This window comes from Yoonia sp., assembly GCF_014859355.1.
Taxonomy (GTDB): domain Bacteria; phylum Pseudomonadota; class Alphaproteobacteria; order Rhodobacterales; family Rhodobacteraceae; genus Yoonia.
This window is the reverse complement of sequence record NZ_JACUUJ010000018.1, coordinates 20,840-38,949: the sequence shown is the minus strand read 5'-3', so window position 1 is coordinate 38,949 and position 18,110 is coordinate 20,840. Positions and strand designations below refer to the sequence as shown.

Here is an 18,110-nt window from a genome sequence, read left to right as displayed (position 1 = left end):
TTGGCCAAGATGAAGGGGGAGACGGACAGATGATCACCCTTGACAAACGGCCGCAACCGTCGCGGCTGTGGACAATTGCGACCCCGCTGCTGGCAGTGGTGTTGACAATGGTCTGCGGCGGACTGTTATTTGCCGCGCTTGGCAAGAATCCTGTTGTCACGATCCGCACGATTTTCCTTGATCCCTTGTTTTCGGAATTCGCATGGTATTACCGCCCGCAACTGCTGATCAAGGGGGCGCCATTGGTGCTGATCGCCATTGGCTTGTCATTCGGGTTTCGCGCCGGGATCTGGAACATCGGGGCCGAGGGACAATATATTGTCGGAGCGATTTGCGGGGCAGCCGTTGGGCTGGCGTTTTATCCGGTAGAGTCTGCGCTGATATTTCCGCTGATGGTGCTGGCCGCGGCACTGGGGGGCATTGCATGGGGGATGATCCCCGGTGTGTTGCGCGTGAAATTCGGCACCAATGAAATTCTGGTGTCATTGATGCTGGTCTATGTAGCCGAGCAATTGCTGGCTGCCATGGCGCTGGGTCGGCTACGCAATCCGCAGGGCATGGGGTTTCCCGGCAGCCGGAACCTTGCGCAATATCCCAGCGCGACAAGCTGGATCAACGAAAGTGCGGGGATGCATTGGGGCATTGTTGCGGCCTTTATTGCCGTGATCTTTGCCTATATCGCCCTGTCGCGGCATATTTTCGGGTTTCAGGTGCGCCTGTCAGGGCAAAGCCCGCGTGCGGCACGCTTTGCCGGGGTGAACCCCGGCTTGCTGGTGTTGGTTTGCATGGGCATTTCGGGCGGGCTGGCGGGCCTTGCGGGTTTGTTCGAGGTTGCGGGCCCCGCTGGCCAGATCAGTATTGATTTCAACGCAGGCTATGGGTTCACGGCCATTATCGTGGCCTTTCTGGGCCGGTTGCACCCTGTCGGTATCTTGCTGGCGGGCGGCCTGATGGCGCTGACCTATATCGGGGGCGAGATTGCGCAATCCAATCTGGGCTTGCCGGGGGCGGCGATCCAACTGTTGCAGGGGATGCTGTTGTTTTTTCTGTTGGCGGTGGACCTGCTGACCAATTACCGTGTCCGGCTGCGCAAAAGCGAGGTGGCATGATGGACCTGTCCGCGATCAACCCGATCCTGTTGCTGGCATCACTTATGGTTGCGGCCACGCCCATTATGCTGGCCGCGATCGGCGAACTGGTTGTCGAACGCGCGGGCGTGCTGAACCTCGGGGTAGAGGGGATGATGATCACAGGGGCCGTCTGCGGCTTTGTCGTGGCGGTCAATACCGGGTCGCCGTGGCTGGGGTTTCTGGGGGCTGCTGTGGGCGGGGCGTTATTATCGCTGATTTTCGGGGTGCTGACGCAGGTGCTGTTGTCCAATCAGGTGGCCACCGGGCTGGCACTGACACTGTTTGGACTGGGGCTGTCGGCATTGATGGGACAGGGGTATATCGGGGTCAGGGCACCTGGGTTTACTGACCTTCATATCCCGCTTTTGGCGGATATTCCGGTGATCGGGCCGATTGTTTTTCAGCATGATCCGATGGTCTATGTCGGGCTGGGGATAGTCGCCGCCGTTTGGGCGTTTCTGACATACAGCCGTGCCGGGCTGATCCTGCGGGCGGTTGGCGAAAACCACGAGGCCGCCCATGCGCTGGGATATCACGTGGTGCGGGTGCGTCTGCTGGCGATCATGTTCGGGGGCGGCTGCGCGGGGCTGGGTGGCGCCTATCTGTCGCTTGTGCGGGTGCCGCAATGGACCGAAGGCATGACCGCAGGCGCAGGTTGGATCGCGCTGGCGATTGTCGTGTTTGCAAGCTGGCGGCCATGGCGGCTTTTGCTGGGGGCCTATTTGTTTGGCGGCGTCACGGTATTGCAGCTTAATCTGCAAGCGGCCGGGGTTGCGGTGCCTGTCGAATATCTTTCCATGTCGCCCTATCTGGCCACCATCGCCGTTCTGGTTATTATGCGGACGGGGCGGGCACCGGGGTCGCTGGCCCAATCTTTCCATGCCTCACGCTGAGGCGAAACCAAGTCCACCAAGGGGATGAACATGACGATAAAAACACTTTTGGCTGGGGCTGGCATCGCGCTTGCCCTTGGCACAGCAGCCTTTGCTGACGCGCACGGACCGACAAAGCTCGGTTTTGTGTATGTCGGGCCCGTCGGTGACGGCGGCTGGACCTATGAACACAACAAGGGCCGCCTTGCGGTCGAGGCACATTTCGGCGACGCCGTTGAAACGGTCTTTGTCGAAAGCGTGCCAGAGGGCCCCGACGCCGAACGCGTGATGACCCAAATGGCGCTGCAAGGCGCTGATCTGATCTTTACAACGTCGTTTGGTTTTATGGACCCGACGATCAACGTCGCGGCGAAATTTCCCGATGTGAAATTCGAACACGCCACAGGCTACAAACGCGCCGACAACGTATCGACCTATTCTGCACGTTTCTACGAAGGCCGTGCCATTCAGGGCCATATCGCTGGGCAGATGACGCAAAGCAACATCATCGGCTACATCGCGTCCTACCCGATTCCAGAGGTGATCCGTGGTATCAACAGCGCCTTTGTTCACGCCAGGGAAGTGAACCCGGATGTGGAATTCAAGATCATCTGGGCCTATACATGGTTTGACCCTGCAAAAGAGGCCGAATCCGCCAAAGTGCTGATCGAACAAGGGGCAGACGTGATCTTGCAACATACCGACAGCACCGCGCCACAAGCCGCAGCACAGGCCGCAGGCGACGTTGTGACGTTCGGTCAAGCGTCCGATATGGCCGAATTTGCGCCCTTCCCGCGGGTGTCGTCCATCATTGACGACTGGGCGCCCTATTACATCGCGCGGACCCAAGCCGTGATTGACGGCACCTGGGAAAGCAAGGACACATGGGACGGTATCGGGCCAGGCATGGTTGGCATTGGTGAGATCACCGACGCGGTTCCCGCTGAAATCAAAGCCTCTGCCGAGGCGCTGCGCGACCGGATCGCATCGGGCGAATACCACCCGTTCACCGGCCCGCTGAACAAGCAGGACGGGTCCGCATGGTTGGCGGCAGGTGAAACTGCCGATGACGGCACACTGGCTGGCATGAATTTCTATGTCGAAGGACTGACCGGCGAAATTCCACAGTAATTCAGCGATATAATATTTAGATCTGACCCCGCTTTGGCGGGGTCTTTTTTTGTTAAGAGGGTGGCAAAAGCGGCTGACAACCGCCCTGACGGCCGGGCGCGGCTTTGCCTATATTGCATTTTGATATACAGCATCGCATATCCCCGCAAACTGATGAAAAGGAACAGGCCTCATGTCAAACTCGGTGGCTTTGATGGGCGTCAAAGGTGGCCCGGCGATCCGTCCGCATTCGCATATGCCAACGGCAAACCTGCTGCGGTTGGACGGCAAGACAATTGTCGTTGATGCGGGGCTCGGCGTGACCCGCGGCATCTGCGATCAGGGTGTCGCGCTGACCGATATCGACATGATCTTTATCACCCACCTGCATTCCGATCATTATCTGGAACTGGGGCCGCTGTTGCATACCGCATGGACGGCGGGTCTGAACCGGCCTATCCCCGTGATCGGGCCTGTCGGGCTGTCGGCCTATTGGGTGGGCTTTCAACAATCCATGGGGTTTGACATCGCCCTGCGCATTCAGGATGAAGGGCGCTGCCATTTCGGTAGCCTTGCAAAAATCAGCGTGCTGACCCCCGGCCAGGCGCAATATGGCGACATCACCGTCACCACCCTGCGCAACACCCATCCGCCGATCAAGGAAACCTTTGCCCTGCGCTTTGAAACAGGCGACGGCACGGTCGTGTTTTCCGGCGACACCGCCTTTATGCCGCAAATGACCGAATTCGCGCAGGGTGCCGACCTGTTGGTGCACGAAGCGATGTTGCGCGACGGGGTCGAGGCGCTGTGCGCCCGCATGACCAATGGCGACGAACGCCTGCGCGCGCATATCCTGAACAGCCATACCGATGCCGCCGACGTGGGCCGCATCGCCACCGAGGCCGGGGTCAAGCAACTGGCGCTGAACCATTTCGTGCCTGACGGTGACCCCGATTTCACGGATGACCACTGGACAGCCGAAGTGCGCAAACACTGGTCCGGCCCGCTGCATCTGGGCAAGGACGGCATTGTGATCGCGTTCTGACGACACAAAAAGGGCGCGCAGGTTGCCCTGCGCGCCCCTTTGTCATGTCAACACCTTCACTGCTTGAATTTGACAATCTCGCCCGACTTCAGGCGGCTGACATAGCTGTTCAATTCGCGCCTGACGATCGGCATCAGGAAATACAGCGCGATGATGTTCACGATGGCCATTGAAAATAGCATGGCATCCGAAAAGTCGATGACAGGCCCAAGGCTGGCCGCCGCACCGATCACGATGAACAGGCAGAAAATGATCTTGAAGACCAGCTCCTTCATCGCGCCTTCACCGAACAGATAGGTCCAGGCCTTCAGCCCGTAATAGGACCAACTGATCATGGTCGAAAAGGCAAACAGCACCACGGCCACCATCAGCAGGACAGGGAACCATGAAAACGCCTGTGCATAGGCCGCCGATGTCAGGGCAACACCGCCCACATCACCTTCGGTCGCGATCCGGCCCAATTCCGCGTTCCAGATATACAGCCCGGTTTCAGGGTCAAAGTTCAGCACACCGCTGATCACGATCACCAGTGCGGTCATTGTGCAGATCACCACCGTGTCGATGAACGGTTCCAACAGGGCCACATAACCTTCGGTCACGGGCTCCTTTGTCCGCACGGCCGAGTGGGCGATGGCCGCCGACCCAATCCCTGCTTCGTTGGAAAACGCTGCACGCCGGAACCCCTGGATCAGCGCGCCGGTAAAGCCGCCGACAACGCCAAGCCCGGTAAAGGCCCCCACAAAGATCTGCCCGAACGCCCATGCGATCTGGTCATAGTTGATGATCAGGATCAGGATCGACACCAGCACATAGAAAATTCCCATGAACGGCACGACCTTTTCGGTCACCCGCGCAATGGATTTCAAGCCGCCCGCGATCACCGCGAACGTCACCAGCGCCAGCACCACACCGGTGATCCAACCTGGATAATCCCCGACAACACCGGAAATCTGCGCGTGCGCCTGATTGGCCTGAAACATGTTGCCGCCACCCAGCGCGCCCAGAATGGTAAAGATGGAAAACATCACCGCCATGAACCCGCCCAGCGGCAGCCCGCGTTCCTTGAACCCTTTGGTAATGTAATACATCGGCCCGCCGGACACGCTGCCGTCAGGGTATTCGTTGCGGTATTTCACGCCCAAGGTGCATTCGGTGAATTTGGTCGCCATGCCAAACAGGCCCGCAACCACCATCCAGAATGTCGCACCTGGCCCGCCGATGCTGACCGCCACCGCGACACCCGCGATATTGCCCAGACCCACAGTGCCCGACAGCGCCGTCGCCAGCGCCTGAAAATGGCTGACCTCGCCCGCGTCATTGGGGTCGGAATAATCGCCCTTGACCAGCCGGATCGAATGGACAAAGCCCTTGAACTGGATCGCCCCGAAATAGACGGTAAAGACCAGCGCACCAACCACCAACCAAAGCGCGATCCACGAAAAACTGGTGCCCGGCAAAGGTGCAAAGATGAACGACACATACCAGCCGGTATAATCTGCGAAAATCGCATTGATCCGCGCATCAAGGCCTGACGCTTCTTGTGCAGCGGCCATGCCGGGTAGAAGGGCCGCAATCAGCCCTGTCACAAAGACAAAGAATTTCGACATAACTTTACCCCTCATGGAATGATCGTGACAGGAACCGAGGCTGTCGCCACCAGCCGCCCTGCGACGCCACCGAAAATGCGTGACTTCAGGCCGCGTGTGCCCACACGCCCGATGATGATCTGCTTGGCGCCACGTTCGCGCGCCAGAGATTCCAGAATATCCGCAGCATCTCCGTGCCGGACGATCCCCACCACATCAAAGCCTTCCGTCGCGGCCCGTTCCAGCGCCGGATCAAGCACGCGTTCACGCGCCATGGCGATTTCTTGTTCGCGGCGTTGGTGGCGTTTTTCGTTTTCTTCGGGGGTTTGAAAGCTGAATGGCGACCATTCAATCACATAACAAATCACGATCGTGCAGTCCCCGACGGCTTTGGCGCGGTCCTTGGCAAAGGCAAGCGCCCGCGCCCCCGCCTCGGACCCATCCAGACCAACAACAAATGTTGTCTTACTCATGGCAATGTCCCTGTGTTGCTTTTGTTGCGTATCGTCAGACAAGGCTTGCGCCCGGTTCATCGTGCAGGTTCTGCTGCCTGCCTGTTTTGTATCTTAGGGGATTGTGCTAACTTTGCGAAAAAAACTTGTTACCTGCCTTGATTACAGTTCTTTTTCGCGAATATTTAATCAAAAATTATCGTTTGGCCTGAATATCAGTCAGTTTAAGGCAGATTTCCCGTCACAAAACTTTTAACACAGACAACATTCATCCCGATTTACCGGAAAATTCAATCATTGACGCAGCGACCACCATGCCTGTTTGACTCGGCAAACATGGTTCGGCAGGAATATTAACCTGACCTAGAGGATTGCGTGAAAAAGATGCGTCAAAGGAAATAGTCACGTTTATTGCCATGTTCAGTCCACCCATTATTTTCAGCATATTTTCCCTACCCGCGCTTATCGCCGTTGGCTTTGGATGGCGGCAGCATACGCACCTCAGACGTGTTCAGGCCCAGCTTGCGCAGGAACGGCAGGTTACGTCCTATCACAGGATGTCGTCACAAAATGCCGATGCCGGAATTCTGGTGCAGACGATGGATGGCATCACGCTTTGGGCCAACGATGCCTATTACAGAATAATGAAACGCACCCCACAAGAAGTATTGGGCCGGAACCCCTTGTCATTTGCCCTGCCCCCGGACAAGACGCCGGAAGATGCGGAAATCAAAGCATTTCGCCATGATAATGACGACCCCACCAGCACAAAAATCATCTTGCGCGAAAACATCCGTGGAGATGGCAAAACGATCTGGCTGGAAACTACCACATCTTTTCAGGTTGAAGATGGCGACGAAGAACGCGCCATACTGGTTTGTCGCGACGTCACCAACACCATCAACAGGGAACGGCGGATCAAGGCCGCAAGTGACAAACTGACCCATATCGCGGCGCATGATACGCTGACCGGGTTGGCAAACCGGGGTGAATTTCTGCGGTTCATCAACCAGGAAATGACAAAAAAACAGCAGCAAACCACCTTTGGCATTTTGCATATCGATCTCGATAATTTCAAACAGATAAATGACACGCATGGTCATTCGGCCGGCGATACCATTCTGGTCACGATTGCCGGACGCATGCGCGAATGTATGCGCGAAACCGACCTGATCGCGCGGATCGGCGGGGATGAATTTGTCGCTGTTTGCACCGGTTTGCACAGCCTTGAAGAACTGGAAGAGATTGGCAAATGCGTCATTGAAGCCGTCGAGGAACCCATCATTTGGGACAATCGCGCCTTGCGGTGCGGCATCAGCATCGGGGCTGCGCTGTCAAATGAAAATATCATGTCGGCCGACGACCTGCTGGTCCGATCCGATTTTGCGCTTTACGATGTGAAAAAAAACGGCAGGGGCAGAATTGCCACCTATAATAAAGAGCTTTACGTTCGTCATACGAATGAACGGTGCATAGCGCACAAATTGCATAAAGCCGTACAAAACGAAAGTCTGGCTTTTTTGTATCAACCCATCGTGGGAATCGCATCCGGGCAAATTCGCGGGTTTGAAACGCTTGTGCGGCTAAACCGGCCAACCGGCGATTTGCTTGCCCCCACAGCCTTTTTTCCCGTGGCACGGTCTCTCGGACTGATGGCCGATATTGATTTTCTGGCAATGCGCGCCGCAACGAACCTCAAGGCGCAGTTGAACGCTGCCGACTTTGGTCAGATTTATATCACTTTCAACGTCTCACCCGAGGCAATCAGCCATCCTGACTTTGCCTCACGACTAGATCGCGACATCTTATCACATGCGCTGCGATGCCGGGACATCATCATCGAACTGCCTGCGACAATAACCCAGCAAATCCATGACAATGACTCAGCTATCAAAAAGGCCATCATCGCATTGAACAAAGCGGGGTATATCACAATTTTGGATCATTTCGACTGTGGCAACGTGGGTCTGGGGCATCTGGCAAAACTGGCGGTCAGCGGCATCAAACTTGATTGTTCAATGACCGGTTCCATCCGTGACGACCACAAGGCCATGACAATTTTCACAACCCTGATCGACCTGTGCCGCAAACTGGACCTGAGTGTCGTGATCAAGTCCGTGGAAGACCCTGATCAGGCGAGCTTGATCACAGATTGCGGCGGGGACGTCATGCAAGGGTTCTGGATTGCCCCACCAATGCCCGAAGAAGAGGTCATTCCATGGCTTTCGGCCAACACCGATTGCCCCGGCGGCATGGCATCGCTATCTAAGGAGCAACTCATACCATAGCGGAGCATGCCAAATGGCTAGCAATCAATTCGTCTATTTCATGGACGGCGTCTCAAAAACTTACCCCGGCGGAAAAAAGGTGTTCGAAAACATCCGCCTGAACTTTCTACCCGGTGTAAAAATCGGCGTCGTCGGCGTGAACGGCACCGGTAAATCCACACTGATGCGGATCATGGCGGGCCAGGACAAGGATTTCGCAGGCGAGGCATGGGCGGCCGAAGGCGCGCGCGTGGGCTACCTGCCGCAAGAGCCCGAACTGGACCCCAACCTGAGCGTGCGCGAAAATGTCATGCTGGGTGTCGCTGACAAAAAGGCGATTCTTGACCGCTATAACGAAGTCGCGATGAACTATTCGGAAGAAACCGCCGATGAAATGGCGCAGCTTCAGGATGAAATCGACAGCCAGAACCTTTGGGACCTCGACGCGCAGATCGACATTTCAATGGAGGCCCTGCGCTGCCCCCCCGATGACGCCGACGTCACCACCCTGTCAGGCGGTGAAAAACGCCGTGTGGCGCTGTGCAAACTATTGCTGGATGCGCCAGACATGTTGCTGTTGGACGAACCGACCAACCATTTAGACGCCGAAACAATCGCATGGCTGCAACAGCACCTGATTGATTACAAAGGCACAATTCTGATCGTCACCCACGACCGCTATTTCCTTGATGCGATCACCGGCTGGATTCTGGAACTCGACCGCGGGTCGGGCATCCCGCACGAAGGCAACTATTCCAGCTGGCTGGAAGCCAAGGCAAAGCGGCTGGAACGCGAAGCCAAAGATGATAAATCCAAACAACGCACCCTGCAACGCGAACTGGAATGGATGCGGCAGGGCGCCAAGGCGCGGCAGGCGAAATCAAAGGCGCGGATCAGCGCCTATAACGATCTGGCCAACCAGTCAGAGCGTGAAAAGATGGGCCGCGCCCAGATCATCATCCCCAACGGCCCCCGTCTTGGGTCCAAGGTGATCGCCGTGGACGGGCTGAAAAAACATATGGGTGACAAGCTCTTGGTCGAAAACCTGTCGTTCGATCTGCCCCCCGGCGGTATCGTTGGTGTGATCGGGCCGAACGGCGCGGGGAAATCCACGCTGTTTTCCATGCTAACGGGCCAGACCGAACCGGATGAAGGCACCGTGGAATACGGCGAAACTGTCCAACTGTCCTATGTGGACCAGTCGCGCGACGCCTTAAGCCCTGACAGCACGGTCTGGGAAGAAATCACCGGTGGTGCGGAAATCATCGAACTGGGCGATGCATCAATGAACAGCCGCGCCTATTGTTCGGCTTTCAACTTCAAGGGCGGCGACCAGCAGAAAAAGGTCGGTCTGCTGTCGGGCGGTGAACGCAACCGCGTGCATATGGCAAAACTGCTGAAATCCGGCGGCAACGTGTTGCTGCTGGACGAACCGACCAACGATCTGGACGTTGAAACGCTCCGCGCACTTGAGGATGCCCTGGTCGATTTCGCCGGCTGCGCAGTGGTCATCAGCCACGACCGTTTCTTCCTTGACCGGATCTGCACGCACATCCTTGCGTTTGAAGGCAACGCCCATGTCGAATGGTTCCAGGGCGGGTTCACGGACTACGAAGAGGATAAAAAGGCACGGCTGGGCGCCGATGCGCTGGAACCCAAGCGGATGAAGCACAAGAAATTCGTGCGCTAAGGATTCATTGCACGCGAAATGAAGGGCCACGCGTCAGGTGTTGCCGATCATTTCAGGCTGATAAATTTTCCGGATGTTTTGCCTTTGGAGAACATCAGGATCTACACATCCACAAGCCCGACGCGAAATTGTTACACGGATTTCACTTGCATTTCACTGCGCAAAGCCCCATGTGAAGGCTGCATACGTTATTCATCTCGACCACTGTTTTCCCTTTCGGCTACAGTCATTCGATTTTGCACTGACTACGCCGGGCTGTCGCAATCACGTGGGCAGCACTGATACTAAAGGAAAAACACGATGGCTACTGGCACCGTGAAATGGTTCAACGCAACTAAAGGCTTCGGCTTTATCGCTCCCGATGGCGGCTCAAAGGACGTATTCGTCCACATCTCCGCTGTTGAGCGCTCTGGCCTGACCGGCCTGAAAGACGACCAAAAGGTCACTTTTGATGTCGAATCTGGCCGTGACGGTCGTGAATCTGCGATCAACCTCGCACTGGCATAAGCTGAGTGCATGAAATTTAGGCGCGCAACGATATGCGCGCCTTACCTTCGGCAGTCGGTTGCTGGCCGAATGTCAATTATCCAAATTTCTTGATTTTTACGCTGATTCTGGCATGATGAATCTGCGACGTTAACCTATCGAACACTGTATCCTTCACGGCCCAGTCACGCGATCCGAGTTTGACCGAGCCAGCCCGCTGCAATTTCGCGAGCGGGAAAAGATGAAGGAAGGCAAAGACATGGCTTCAGGCACTGTCAAATGGTTCAATACAACCAAAGGTTATGGATTTATCGCTCCCGATGGCGGGTCGAAAGATGTATTTGTGCATATTTCAGCAGTTGAACGGTCTGGTTTGACCGGGCTGAAAGATGACCAAAAAGTCAATTTTGATATCGAAGCGGGGCGTGATGGGCGTGAAAGCGCTGTAAACATTACCTTGGCCGGCTAAACAGTTAAAAACGCGAAAAGGGCGCTTTTGTCGGGCGCCCTTTTGCATGCGGGTCACTTCCCTGTCGCGCTTGTCAAAAGCGATATTCGCCCCACCTTTCCATCTCGAAGGAGATTGGGATGCGTGCATTGATAATTGGGGCCAGCGGCGGCATCGGCGCAGAAATCGCCCGCCAGATCACGCGCTTGGGCGGAAACGTCACTGCGCTGTCGCGCAGTGTTGACGGCTTGGATTTGACAGACCCCGCGTCGGTCAACCGCCACCTGGGGCAATTGACCGGGCCATTCGATCTGATTTTTGTGGCTGTAGGTATTCTGGCACCGACAGGCAGCAGTCCGGAAAAATCGCTAAGCGCCATCAGCGCAGGCGATCTTGCGCAGGTATTTGCCGTCAACAGCATTGGGCCCGCGCTGATCTTGTCCCATGTGCCGCGCCTTTTGCCCAAAGACGGGCGCAGCGTGGTGGCCGTTTTATCGGCGCGCGTCGGTTCCATCGGAGATAACAAGATCGGCGGTTGGTATAGCTATCGTGCATCCAAAGCGGCGCTGAACCAGATCGTGCATGGCGCAGCGATAGAGCTGGGCCGTTCGCACAAAGGATCAATTTGCGTGGTCCTGCATCCCGGCACGGTGGAAACGCCGTTTACTGCCAATTATGCGGGCCGTCATAAAACTGTTCCGGCAAGCACAGCCGCCACAAACCTGCTGACTGTGCTGGATAGGCTGAAACCCGAAAATTCTGGCGGTTTTTATGATTACGCAGGCAAGGAAATCCCATGGTAAGGTTGGTTTTGGTCCTGGGCGACCAGCTGTCGCACAACCTGTCTGCCTTGCGCAAGGCCGACAAAGGCCGCGACATCGTCGTCATGGCAGAGGTCGCCGACGAGGCATCCTATGTCCCTCACCACCCCAAGAAAATCGCTTTTACTTTTGCTTCGATGCGCAAATTTGCCCGCAGCCTGCGCGATGACGGCTGGCAGGTGGCCTATGCCACGTTGGATGACCCTGACAATGCCGGTTCCATCACCGGCGAACTGATCCGCCGCGCGTCGGAACATGACGCAGCCGGTATTATCTATACCGAACCGGGCGAATGGCGGCTGATCAGCGCACTGGCCGAAATGCCACTGAAATCCCACTGCTTGCCCGATGACCGTTTCATCGCCAACCATCAGGAATTTGATGCTTGGGCCAAGGGGCGCAAGACGCTGCGGATGGAATATTTCTACCGCGAAATGCGCCGCAAGACGGGCCTTTTGATGGATGGCAAAAACCCTGAGGGTGGCAAGTGGAACTATGACCACGACAACCGCAAACCGGCCCCGGGTGATGTTGATTATGACGGCCCAATGCAGTTTGCAACGGATGACACTGTTAATCAGGTGCTTGATCTTGTCCAAGCCCGCTTTGGCCATCATTTCGGCACGCTGCGCCCATTCTGGTTTGCGACAGATGCAGCACAAGCGCGGCGACATCTGGACCACTGGATCAAGGGTGGGTTGCCAAATTTCGGAGACTTTCAGGATGCAATGCTGGATGATCACCGCTTTTTATATCATGCGGTTGTCGGGCTTTACATCAATGCGGGCCTGCTGGATCCGCTCGATGTGTGCCGCCGCGCAGAACAGGCCTACCGCGAAGGCGCGGCACCGCTGAACGCCGTCGAAGGGTTCATTCGCCAGATCATCGGCTGGCGCGAATATGTGCGCGGCATCTATTTTCGCGAAGGCCCCGATTATGTCACGCGCAACGCGCTGGGACATACCCGGGACCTGCCCGCGATGTTCTGGGGGGCGGCGACGCGCATGAATTGCATTGCAAAATCTGTCGCCCAAACCAAGGCCGAAGCCTATGCCCACCATATCCAGCGTCTGATGGTCACGGGGAATTTTGCGTTGCTGGCCGGGGTTGATCCGGCCCAGGTGCATCAATGGTATCTGGCCGTCTATGCCGACGCCTATGAATGGGTCGAGGCCCCGAATGTCATTGGCATGAGCCAATTCGCCGATGACGGGATCATCGCATCAAAACCCTATATTTCATCGGGTAACTACATTCACAAAATGTCAGATTACTGCGGCAACTGCACCTATCGCGTGCAAGACAAGAGCGGCCCAAAGGCCTGTCCTTTCAATGTTTTATACTGGCATTTTCTTGATCGCCACCGCGACAGATTTGCACGCAATCCACGCATGGGAAATATGTATGGGGTCTGGGACCGGATAGACGAAATCCGGCGCAACACGATCCTGCAAGCGGCAGAGGATGTGTTGCACCGGCTGGATGCAGGCGACGCGGTCTAGCGATCAGTTCGCGCCGCCTGTTTCTGATACCAATGCGCCATCAGACCAGATGCCGACACTTTGCTGGCCAGTGGCGTAACGCATTGTGCCTTCACCTTCACGGCGGCCCCGCACAAAGGTGCCTTCATAAACATCGCCGTTGGCATAGGTCGCCACCCCTGCACCGCTAATTTCACCATCCGCCCATTCTCCGACATAGGTAAAGCCGTCAGGCAAGGTGATTTCGCCGCGGCCATGCCGTTGTCCGTTCAGGAATTGCCCTTCGTAGACGGTGCCATCGGCATAGGTGGCGGTGCCACGACCGTTGCGCTGGCCGTCAGCCCACTCACCCTCGTAGACATAGCCGTCGGCATAGGTCATCTTGCCTTGACCATGATTTTTGGCGTTCAGAAATTCACCTTCATAGGACAGACCATTCGGATAAAGGGCAATCCCGAAGCCGTTGATCACACCTTTATCCCAAGCCCCTTCGTAGCTTGATCCGTCAGGATAGGTGATTTTACCCTGACCATCAGCCAGATCAGCGGTGAATGACCCCTGATAGACAGCCCCGTCAGGATAGGTGACTTCGCCCTGCCCTTCGATCTGGCCGTTCACCCATGCGCCAATGTAAACATAACCATCCGTGCCACGAAACGTGCCTGCACCATGCCGCCGGTCGTTCAGAAATGACCCTTCATAGGTGTCACCGTTGGCATATGTTACTTTGCCGTTGCCCTGGCGCTGGCCGCCGGATAGCGGACCTTCGTAAATATCGCCATTGGTCTGGATCAATGTGCCATTGCCTTCGATCTGGCCATCCACCCAATCACCGCGATAGACGAGACCATCAGCCATGGTCATCGTGCCAAAACCATCGCGTTCACCGGCGCGCAACATGCCTTCGTAGACGGCACCATCGGTATAGGTGACGCGGCCTTCGCCTTCTTTGACGCCATTGACCCACGGACCTTCGTAGATATACCCATCCGGGCTGGTCATCTTGCCGACGCCGTGGTGCATCGCATTACGGAATTCACCTTCATAGACCACACCATTGGCGTATTCCGCACGGCCTTGTCCGGTAATATTGCCGTCAACCCAGTCACCTTCAAAGGTGCCACCATCGGCGAATGTGATTCGCCCGCGCCCTTCAGGCTTACCTGCAGCAAAGGTGCCTTCGTAGATTGAACCGTTCGGGAAGCGCGCCACGCCCTGACCACGGATTTCACCCTGTGACCATTCGCCGGTATACTGATAACCGTTGGGCAGCGTGTAAGTGCCGGTGCCGTCTTGTTTTCCGTCAACAAAAGTTCCCCGGTAAACGCCTCCATCATCGTAACTTTTGGTCTGAACGTCCTGCGCATACGCAGCGCTGGCCAGCGCTGCCGCCGACAAAACCGCAGCTGTGCCCGTGTTCCATCCAAACTTCGTCATTCGTCTCTCCGATCCATCCGTCAAGTTTTCAGCCTAGAACAGGGGCCAGAATGTGACAACGTTAAAGGATTGTCCCATCTGTTCATCGGGCCTTCTGGCTTTCCACTCCGTCGTAATCTGCTACATCATTCGCAAGCTATTGGGACAAAACTATGACAAAGACATTTCGCCTGACCATGGCGCAGTTCAACCCGACGGTGGGCGACATAACGGGCAACGCAGCCCAGGCCCGCGACGCATGGGCGCAGGCAAAGACAGCCAGCGCCGATATGGTCGCGCTGCCGGAAATGTTTCTGACCGGGTATCAGGCCCAAGACCTGATCCGCAGACCCGCCTTTGTTGCAGATGCCATGCGCACACTGCGCCTGCTGGCGCTGGATTGCGCTGAAGGCCCCGCGCTGGCCATCGGTGGCCCCCTGTCCGAGAAAGAGCAGTTATACAACGCCTATTTCATCCTGAAATCTGGCAAGATCCACGCCACCATGCGCAAGCATGTCCTGCCAAACTTCAATGTTTTTGACGAAAAGCGCCTGTTCAAAAGTGCCGATATTTCAGGCCCTTACACGGTGGGTGACGGACCCCGTATCGGCAGCCCGATTTGCGAGGATGCGTGGTATCCCGATGTGGCAGAGGCCATGGTCGAAAGCGGCGCGGACATTCTGATCGTGCCGAATGGATCGCCCTATTTTCGGGGTAAATTCCCGATCCGCATGAACAATATGGTCGCCCGCGTGATCGAAAACGATGTGCCACTGGTCTATCTGAACATGGTCGGCGGGCAGGATGATCAGGTGTTTGATGGCGGGTCGTTCGTGTTGAACCGGGGCGCAAAACTGGCGGTGCAGATGCCGGTGTTTGAAACCGGTATCGCCCATGTGGATTTTCACCAGACCGATCAGGGCTGGGTGGCGCAGGCCGGCACAAAAGCCACCCTGCCCGACGACATCGCGCAGGATTACCGCGTCATGGTGGAAGGTCTGCGCGATTATATGCGCAAGACAGGGTTCAAAAAGGTTTTATTGGGTATGTCAGGGGGCATCGATAGCGCGATGGTTGCGGCCATCGCCGTTGATGCGCTGGGCGCTGACAACGTGCGCTGCGTGATGCTGCCGTCGGAATATACCAGTCAGGCGTCGCTGGATGATGCGGCCGCAGCGGTCAAGGCGCTGGGCTGCGCTTATGACACCATCAGCATCGCAGGCCCCCGCGCCGCTGTGACCGCCGCACTGGCGCCCGTGTTCGGTGATCTGCCCCCCGACCTGACCGAGGAAAACATCCAGTCGCGCATCCGTGGCCTGTTGTTGATGGCGCAATCCAACAAATTGGGCGAAATGCTTCTGACGACCGGCAATAAATCCGAAGTGGCCGTGGGATATGCCACGATCTATGGCGATATGGCGGGCGGTTATAACCCAATCAAGGACATGTATAAAACTCGCGTTTTCACCACCGCGCGCTGGCGCAATGCCAATCACCACAGCTGGATGCATGGCCCGGCGGCCGAAGTGATACCGACCGCGATCATCGACAAACCCCCGTCAGCCGAACTGCGCCCCGACCAGCGCGATGACGACAGCCTGCCGCCCTATGATATCCTTGACGGCATTCTGGAAATGCTGGTCGATCGCGAAGCATCGGTCGCGGATTGTGTTGCTGCCGGTCACGACCGTGCCACGGTTAAGAAAGTCGAACATCTGATTTACATCAGCGAATACAAACGGTTCCAATCGGCCCCCGGCCCGCGCCTGTCGAACCGGGCGTTCTGGCTGGACCGGCGCTATCCCATCGTGAACCGCTGGCGGGACGATAGCTGATCATGACGCAGGATCATCAGGCGGCGCACCTGCCGGGGCGCTGGTTTGCCATGGCTGCGCTCCTGATGGCGAATTTCATCAACCTGATCGACGTGACCATCGTCAACGTCGCCCTACCCAGCATGCAGGATGCTTTCGGCGCGACAGATAGCCAGATCGAATGGGTCGTGGCCATCTATATCCTGACATTTGCGCTCTTGTTGCTACCCATGGGCCGGTTGGGCGATGTGGTGGGGCGCAGGCGGATGTTTCTGCTGGGCGTTGGCGTTTTCACGATGGGTTCAACACTGTGCGGGTTAGCGCCGGGTATCAACAGCCTTGTCGCCGCGCGCGTCGTGCAGGGGGTCGGCGGGGCGATGATGATTCCGCAGACATTGGCGATTGTGCCCGCGCTTTTTGCGCCCAAGGAACGCGGTCTGGCATTTGCACTTTTTGGGCTGGCCTCGGGCCTTGCGGCGGTGGCGGGGCCGGTTTTGGGCGGGTTGCTGATTGCAGGCGATTTCTGGGGGCTGGACTGGCGGCCAATCTTTCTGGTGAATATCCCGGTTGGCGCGATTGCAGTGCTTGCAACCCTCCGCTTTGTCCCTTCATTGCCGGGCGATGCCGCTTTGCGGCTGGATTTTATTGGTGTAGGCATCGCGGGTCTGGCCCTGCTGATGGTGTTGTTTCCACTGATCGAAGGGCGGCAGTTGGGCTGGCCCTTGTGGTGCTGGCTGCTGATGCTGGGGGCGATCCCCGTAACCGCTGGTTTCGTGATCTGGCAAAAGGCGCAGGCCCGCCGCGATGCCCCGCAACTAGTCCCCGCCAGCCTGTTCGACAACCGGGAATACATGATCGGCACCGGGCTGATCATGCTGATTTTTGCGGGCATTCCAGGTTTTTTCCTGATCCTGGCTGTTCTTTTGCAGGTCGGCAACGGGCTGACGCCCCTGCAATCCGGCCTGACCACGGTGCCGTTTTCCGCAGGCGTGCTGGTTGCGTCGATCCTATCGGGCAAACTGGGCGTGCGCTGGCCCCGCGAAAGGATCGCCACCGGCGCTGTCTGCCTTGCGCTTGGTATGATCGGGCTGCGCTTTGCCCTGCCCGGCGCGGGCGAAGACCTGTCTCGCACGGTGCTTGCCCTGCCGCTGGTCGTGGCAGGGGTTGGGTTGGGCAGCGCGATATCGCCGCTGTTCCAGACCGTTCTGGCCAATGTCGCGGGGCGCGATACCGGGTCCGCGTCGGGTGCGCTGCAGGCGTTTCAGCAGGTGGGGGCAGCACTGGGCCTTGCCGTAATGGGCGAGCTATTCTTTTCCACGCTGAAAACTCGCCTGCCCCGTGCCGCTGACCCGGTTGCTGTTTATTCCGATGCGATGTCGCTGGCGGTGACCTTTTCAACGGTGTCATTCTTCCTGATTGCCCTGCTTGTCTGGCGCCTGCCGGCCCCACCTGACCCGACCGCCAAGGTGGACAAACCCGCAGCAGTATGAGA

General features: G+C 57.1%; 15 protein-coding genes. 12 read left to right on the top strand and 3 right to left on the bottom strand.

The features are described 5' to 3' along the window. Window positions 1-29 precede the first annotated feature (29 nt). The 4 genes from IBX59_RS08340 to IBX59_RS08325 all read left to right on the top strand — a co-directional run bounded on the left by IBX59_RS08340 (window position 30) and on the right by IBX59_RS08325 (window position 4,157). Window positions 30-1,109, top strand: coding sequence for an ABC transporter permease (locus IBX59_RS08340; protein WP_296374388.1), 1,080 nt, complete (start codon window positions 30-32; stop codon window positions 1,107-1,109). Beyond that, the gene (locus IBX59_RS08335) at window positions 1,109-2,023 is read left to right on the top strand and encodes an ABC transporter permease (protein ID WP_296374424.1); all 915 of its coding nucleotides are present in this window, start codon (window positions 1,109-1,111) and stop codon (window positions 2,021-2,023) included. Before IBX59_RS08340 ends, IBX59_RS08335 begins: the two co-directional genes overlap by 1 nt. A gap of 30 nt (window positions 2,024-2,053) precedes the next feature. Continuing rightward, window positions 2,054-3,133: a BMP family ABC transporter substrate-binding protein gene (locus IBX59_RS08330; protein WP_296374385.1), complete on the top strand. Its 1,080-nt coding sequence runs from the start codon at window positions 2,054-2,056 to the stop codon at window positions 3,131-3,133. A gap of 172 nt (window positions 3,134-3,305) precedes the next feature. Continuing rightward, on the top strand, window positions 3,306-4,157 hold the full coding sequence (locus IBX59_RS08325) for an MBL fold metallo-hydrolase (protein WP_296374384.1): 852 nt from the start codon (window positions 3,306-3,308) through the stop codon (window positions 4,155-4,157). Window positions 4,158-4,213: 56 nt separating this feature from the next. On the opposite strand, the gene IBX59_RS08320 is transcribed toward IBX59_RS08325, so the two are convergent. Next, the gene (locus IBX59_RS08320) at window positions 4,214-5,764 is read right to left on the bottom strand and encodes a sodium:alanine symporter family protein (protein ID WP_296374382.1); all 1,551 of its coding nucleotides are present in this window, start codon (window positions 5,762-5,764) and stop codon (window positions 4,214-4,216) included. An 11-nt stretch (window positions 5,765-5,775) separates the two neighbouring features. Next, window positions 5,776-6,216 (bottom strand): universal stress protein, encoded by a 441-nt coding sequence (locus IBX59_RS08315; protein ID WP_296374380.1) that lies wholly within the window; start codon window positions 6,214-6,216, stop codon window positions 5,776-5,778. Between the two features lie 395 nt (window positions 6,217-6,611). On the opposite strand from IBX59_RS08315, the gene IBX59_RS08310 reads away from it, so the two are divergent. The 6 genes from IBX59_RS08310 to IBX59_RS08285 all read left to right on the top strand — a co-directional run bounded on the left by IBX59_RS08310 (window position 6,612) and on the right by IBX59_RS08285 (window position 13,409). Then, complete coding sequence (locus tag IBX59_RS08310) at window positions 6,612-8,483, top strand: putative bifunctional diguanylate cyclase/phosphodiesterase (RefSeq protein ID WP_367119368.1); 1,872 nt, start codon at window positions 6,612-6,614, stop codon at window positions 8,481-8,483. 13 nt (window positions 8,484-8,496) lie between these two features. Next, window positions 8,497-10,152: an energy-dependent translational throttle protein EttA gene (gene ettA / locus IBX59_RS08305; RefSeq protein WP_296374376.1), complete on the top strand. Its 1,656-nt coding sequence runs from the start codon at window positions 8,497-8,499 to the stop codon at window positions 10,150-10,152. A 300-nt stretch (window positions 10,153-10,452) separates the two neighbouring features. Next, on the top strand, window positions 10,453-10,659 hold the full coding sequence (locus tag IBX59_RS08300) for a cold-shock protein (protein ID WP_296374375.1): 207 nt from the start codon (window positions 10,453-10,455) through the stop codon (window positions 10,657-10,659). Between the two features lie 238 nt (window positions 10,660-10,897). Further along, window positions 10,898-11,107 carry a cold-shock protein gene (locus IBX59_RS08295; RefSeq protein ID WP_296374422.1) on the top strand — a complete coding sequence of 70 codons (210 nt, stop codon included), beginning with the start codon at window positions 10,898-10,900 and terminating at the stop codon, window positions 11,105-11,107. 119 nt (window positions 11,108-11,226) lie between these two features. Then, window positions 11,227-11,889: an SDR family NAD(P)-dependent oxidoreductase gene (locus IBX59_RS08290; RefSeq protein WP_296374373.1), complete on the top strand. Its 663-nt coding sequence runs from the start codon at window positions 11,227-11,229 to the stop codon at window positions 11,887-11,889. Then, window positions 11,883-13,409, top strand: a complete 1,527-nt coding sequence (locus IBX59_RS08285) for a cryptochrome/photolyase family protein (protein ID WP_296374371.1) — start codon at window positions 11,883-11,885, stop codon at window positions 13,407-13,409. Before IBX59_RS08290 ends, IBX59_RS08285 begins: the two co-directional genes overlap by 7 nt. Before the next feature lie 3 nt (window positions 13,410-13,412). Here the strand turns inward: IBX59_RS08285 and IBX59_RS08280 are convergent, their stop codons facing one another. Then, the gene (locus tag IBX59_RS08280) at window positions 13,413-14,825 is read right to left on the bottom strand and encodes a 2-isopropylmalate synthase (RefSeq protein WP_296374358.1); all 1,413 of its coding nucleotides are present in this window, start codon (window positions 14,823-14,825) and stop codon (window positions 13,413-13,415) included. A 152-nt stretch (window positions 14,826-14,977) separates the two neighbouring features. Between IBX59_RS08280 and IBX59_RS08275 the strand changes: the two genes are divergently transcribed. Continuing rightward, window positions 14,978-16,639, top strand: coding sequence for an NAD+ synthase (locus IBX59_RS08275; RefSeq protein ID WP_296374356.1), 1,662 nt, complete (start codon window positions 14,978-14,980; stop codon window positions 16,637-16,639). Window positions 16,640-16,641: 2 nt separating this feature from the next. After that, complete coding sequence (locus tag IBX59_RS08270; protein ID WP_296374354.1) at window positions 16,642-18,108, top strand: MFS transporter; 1,467 nt, start codon at window positions 16,642-16,644, stop codon at window positions 18,106-18,108. Window positions 18,109-18,110: the final 2 nt, after the last annotated feature.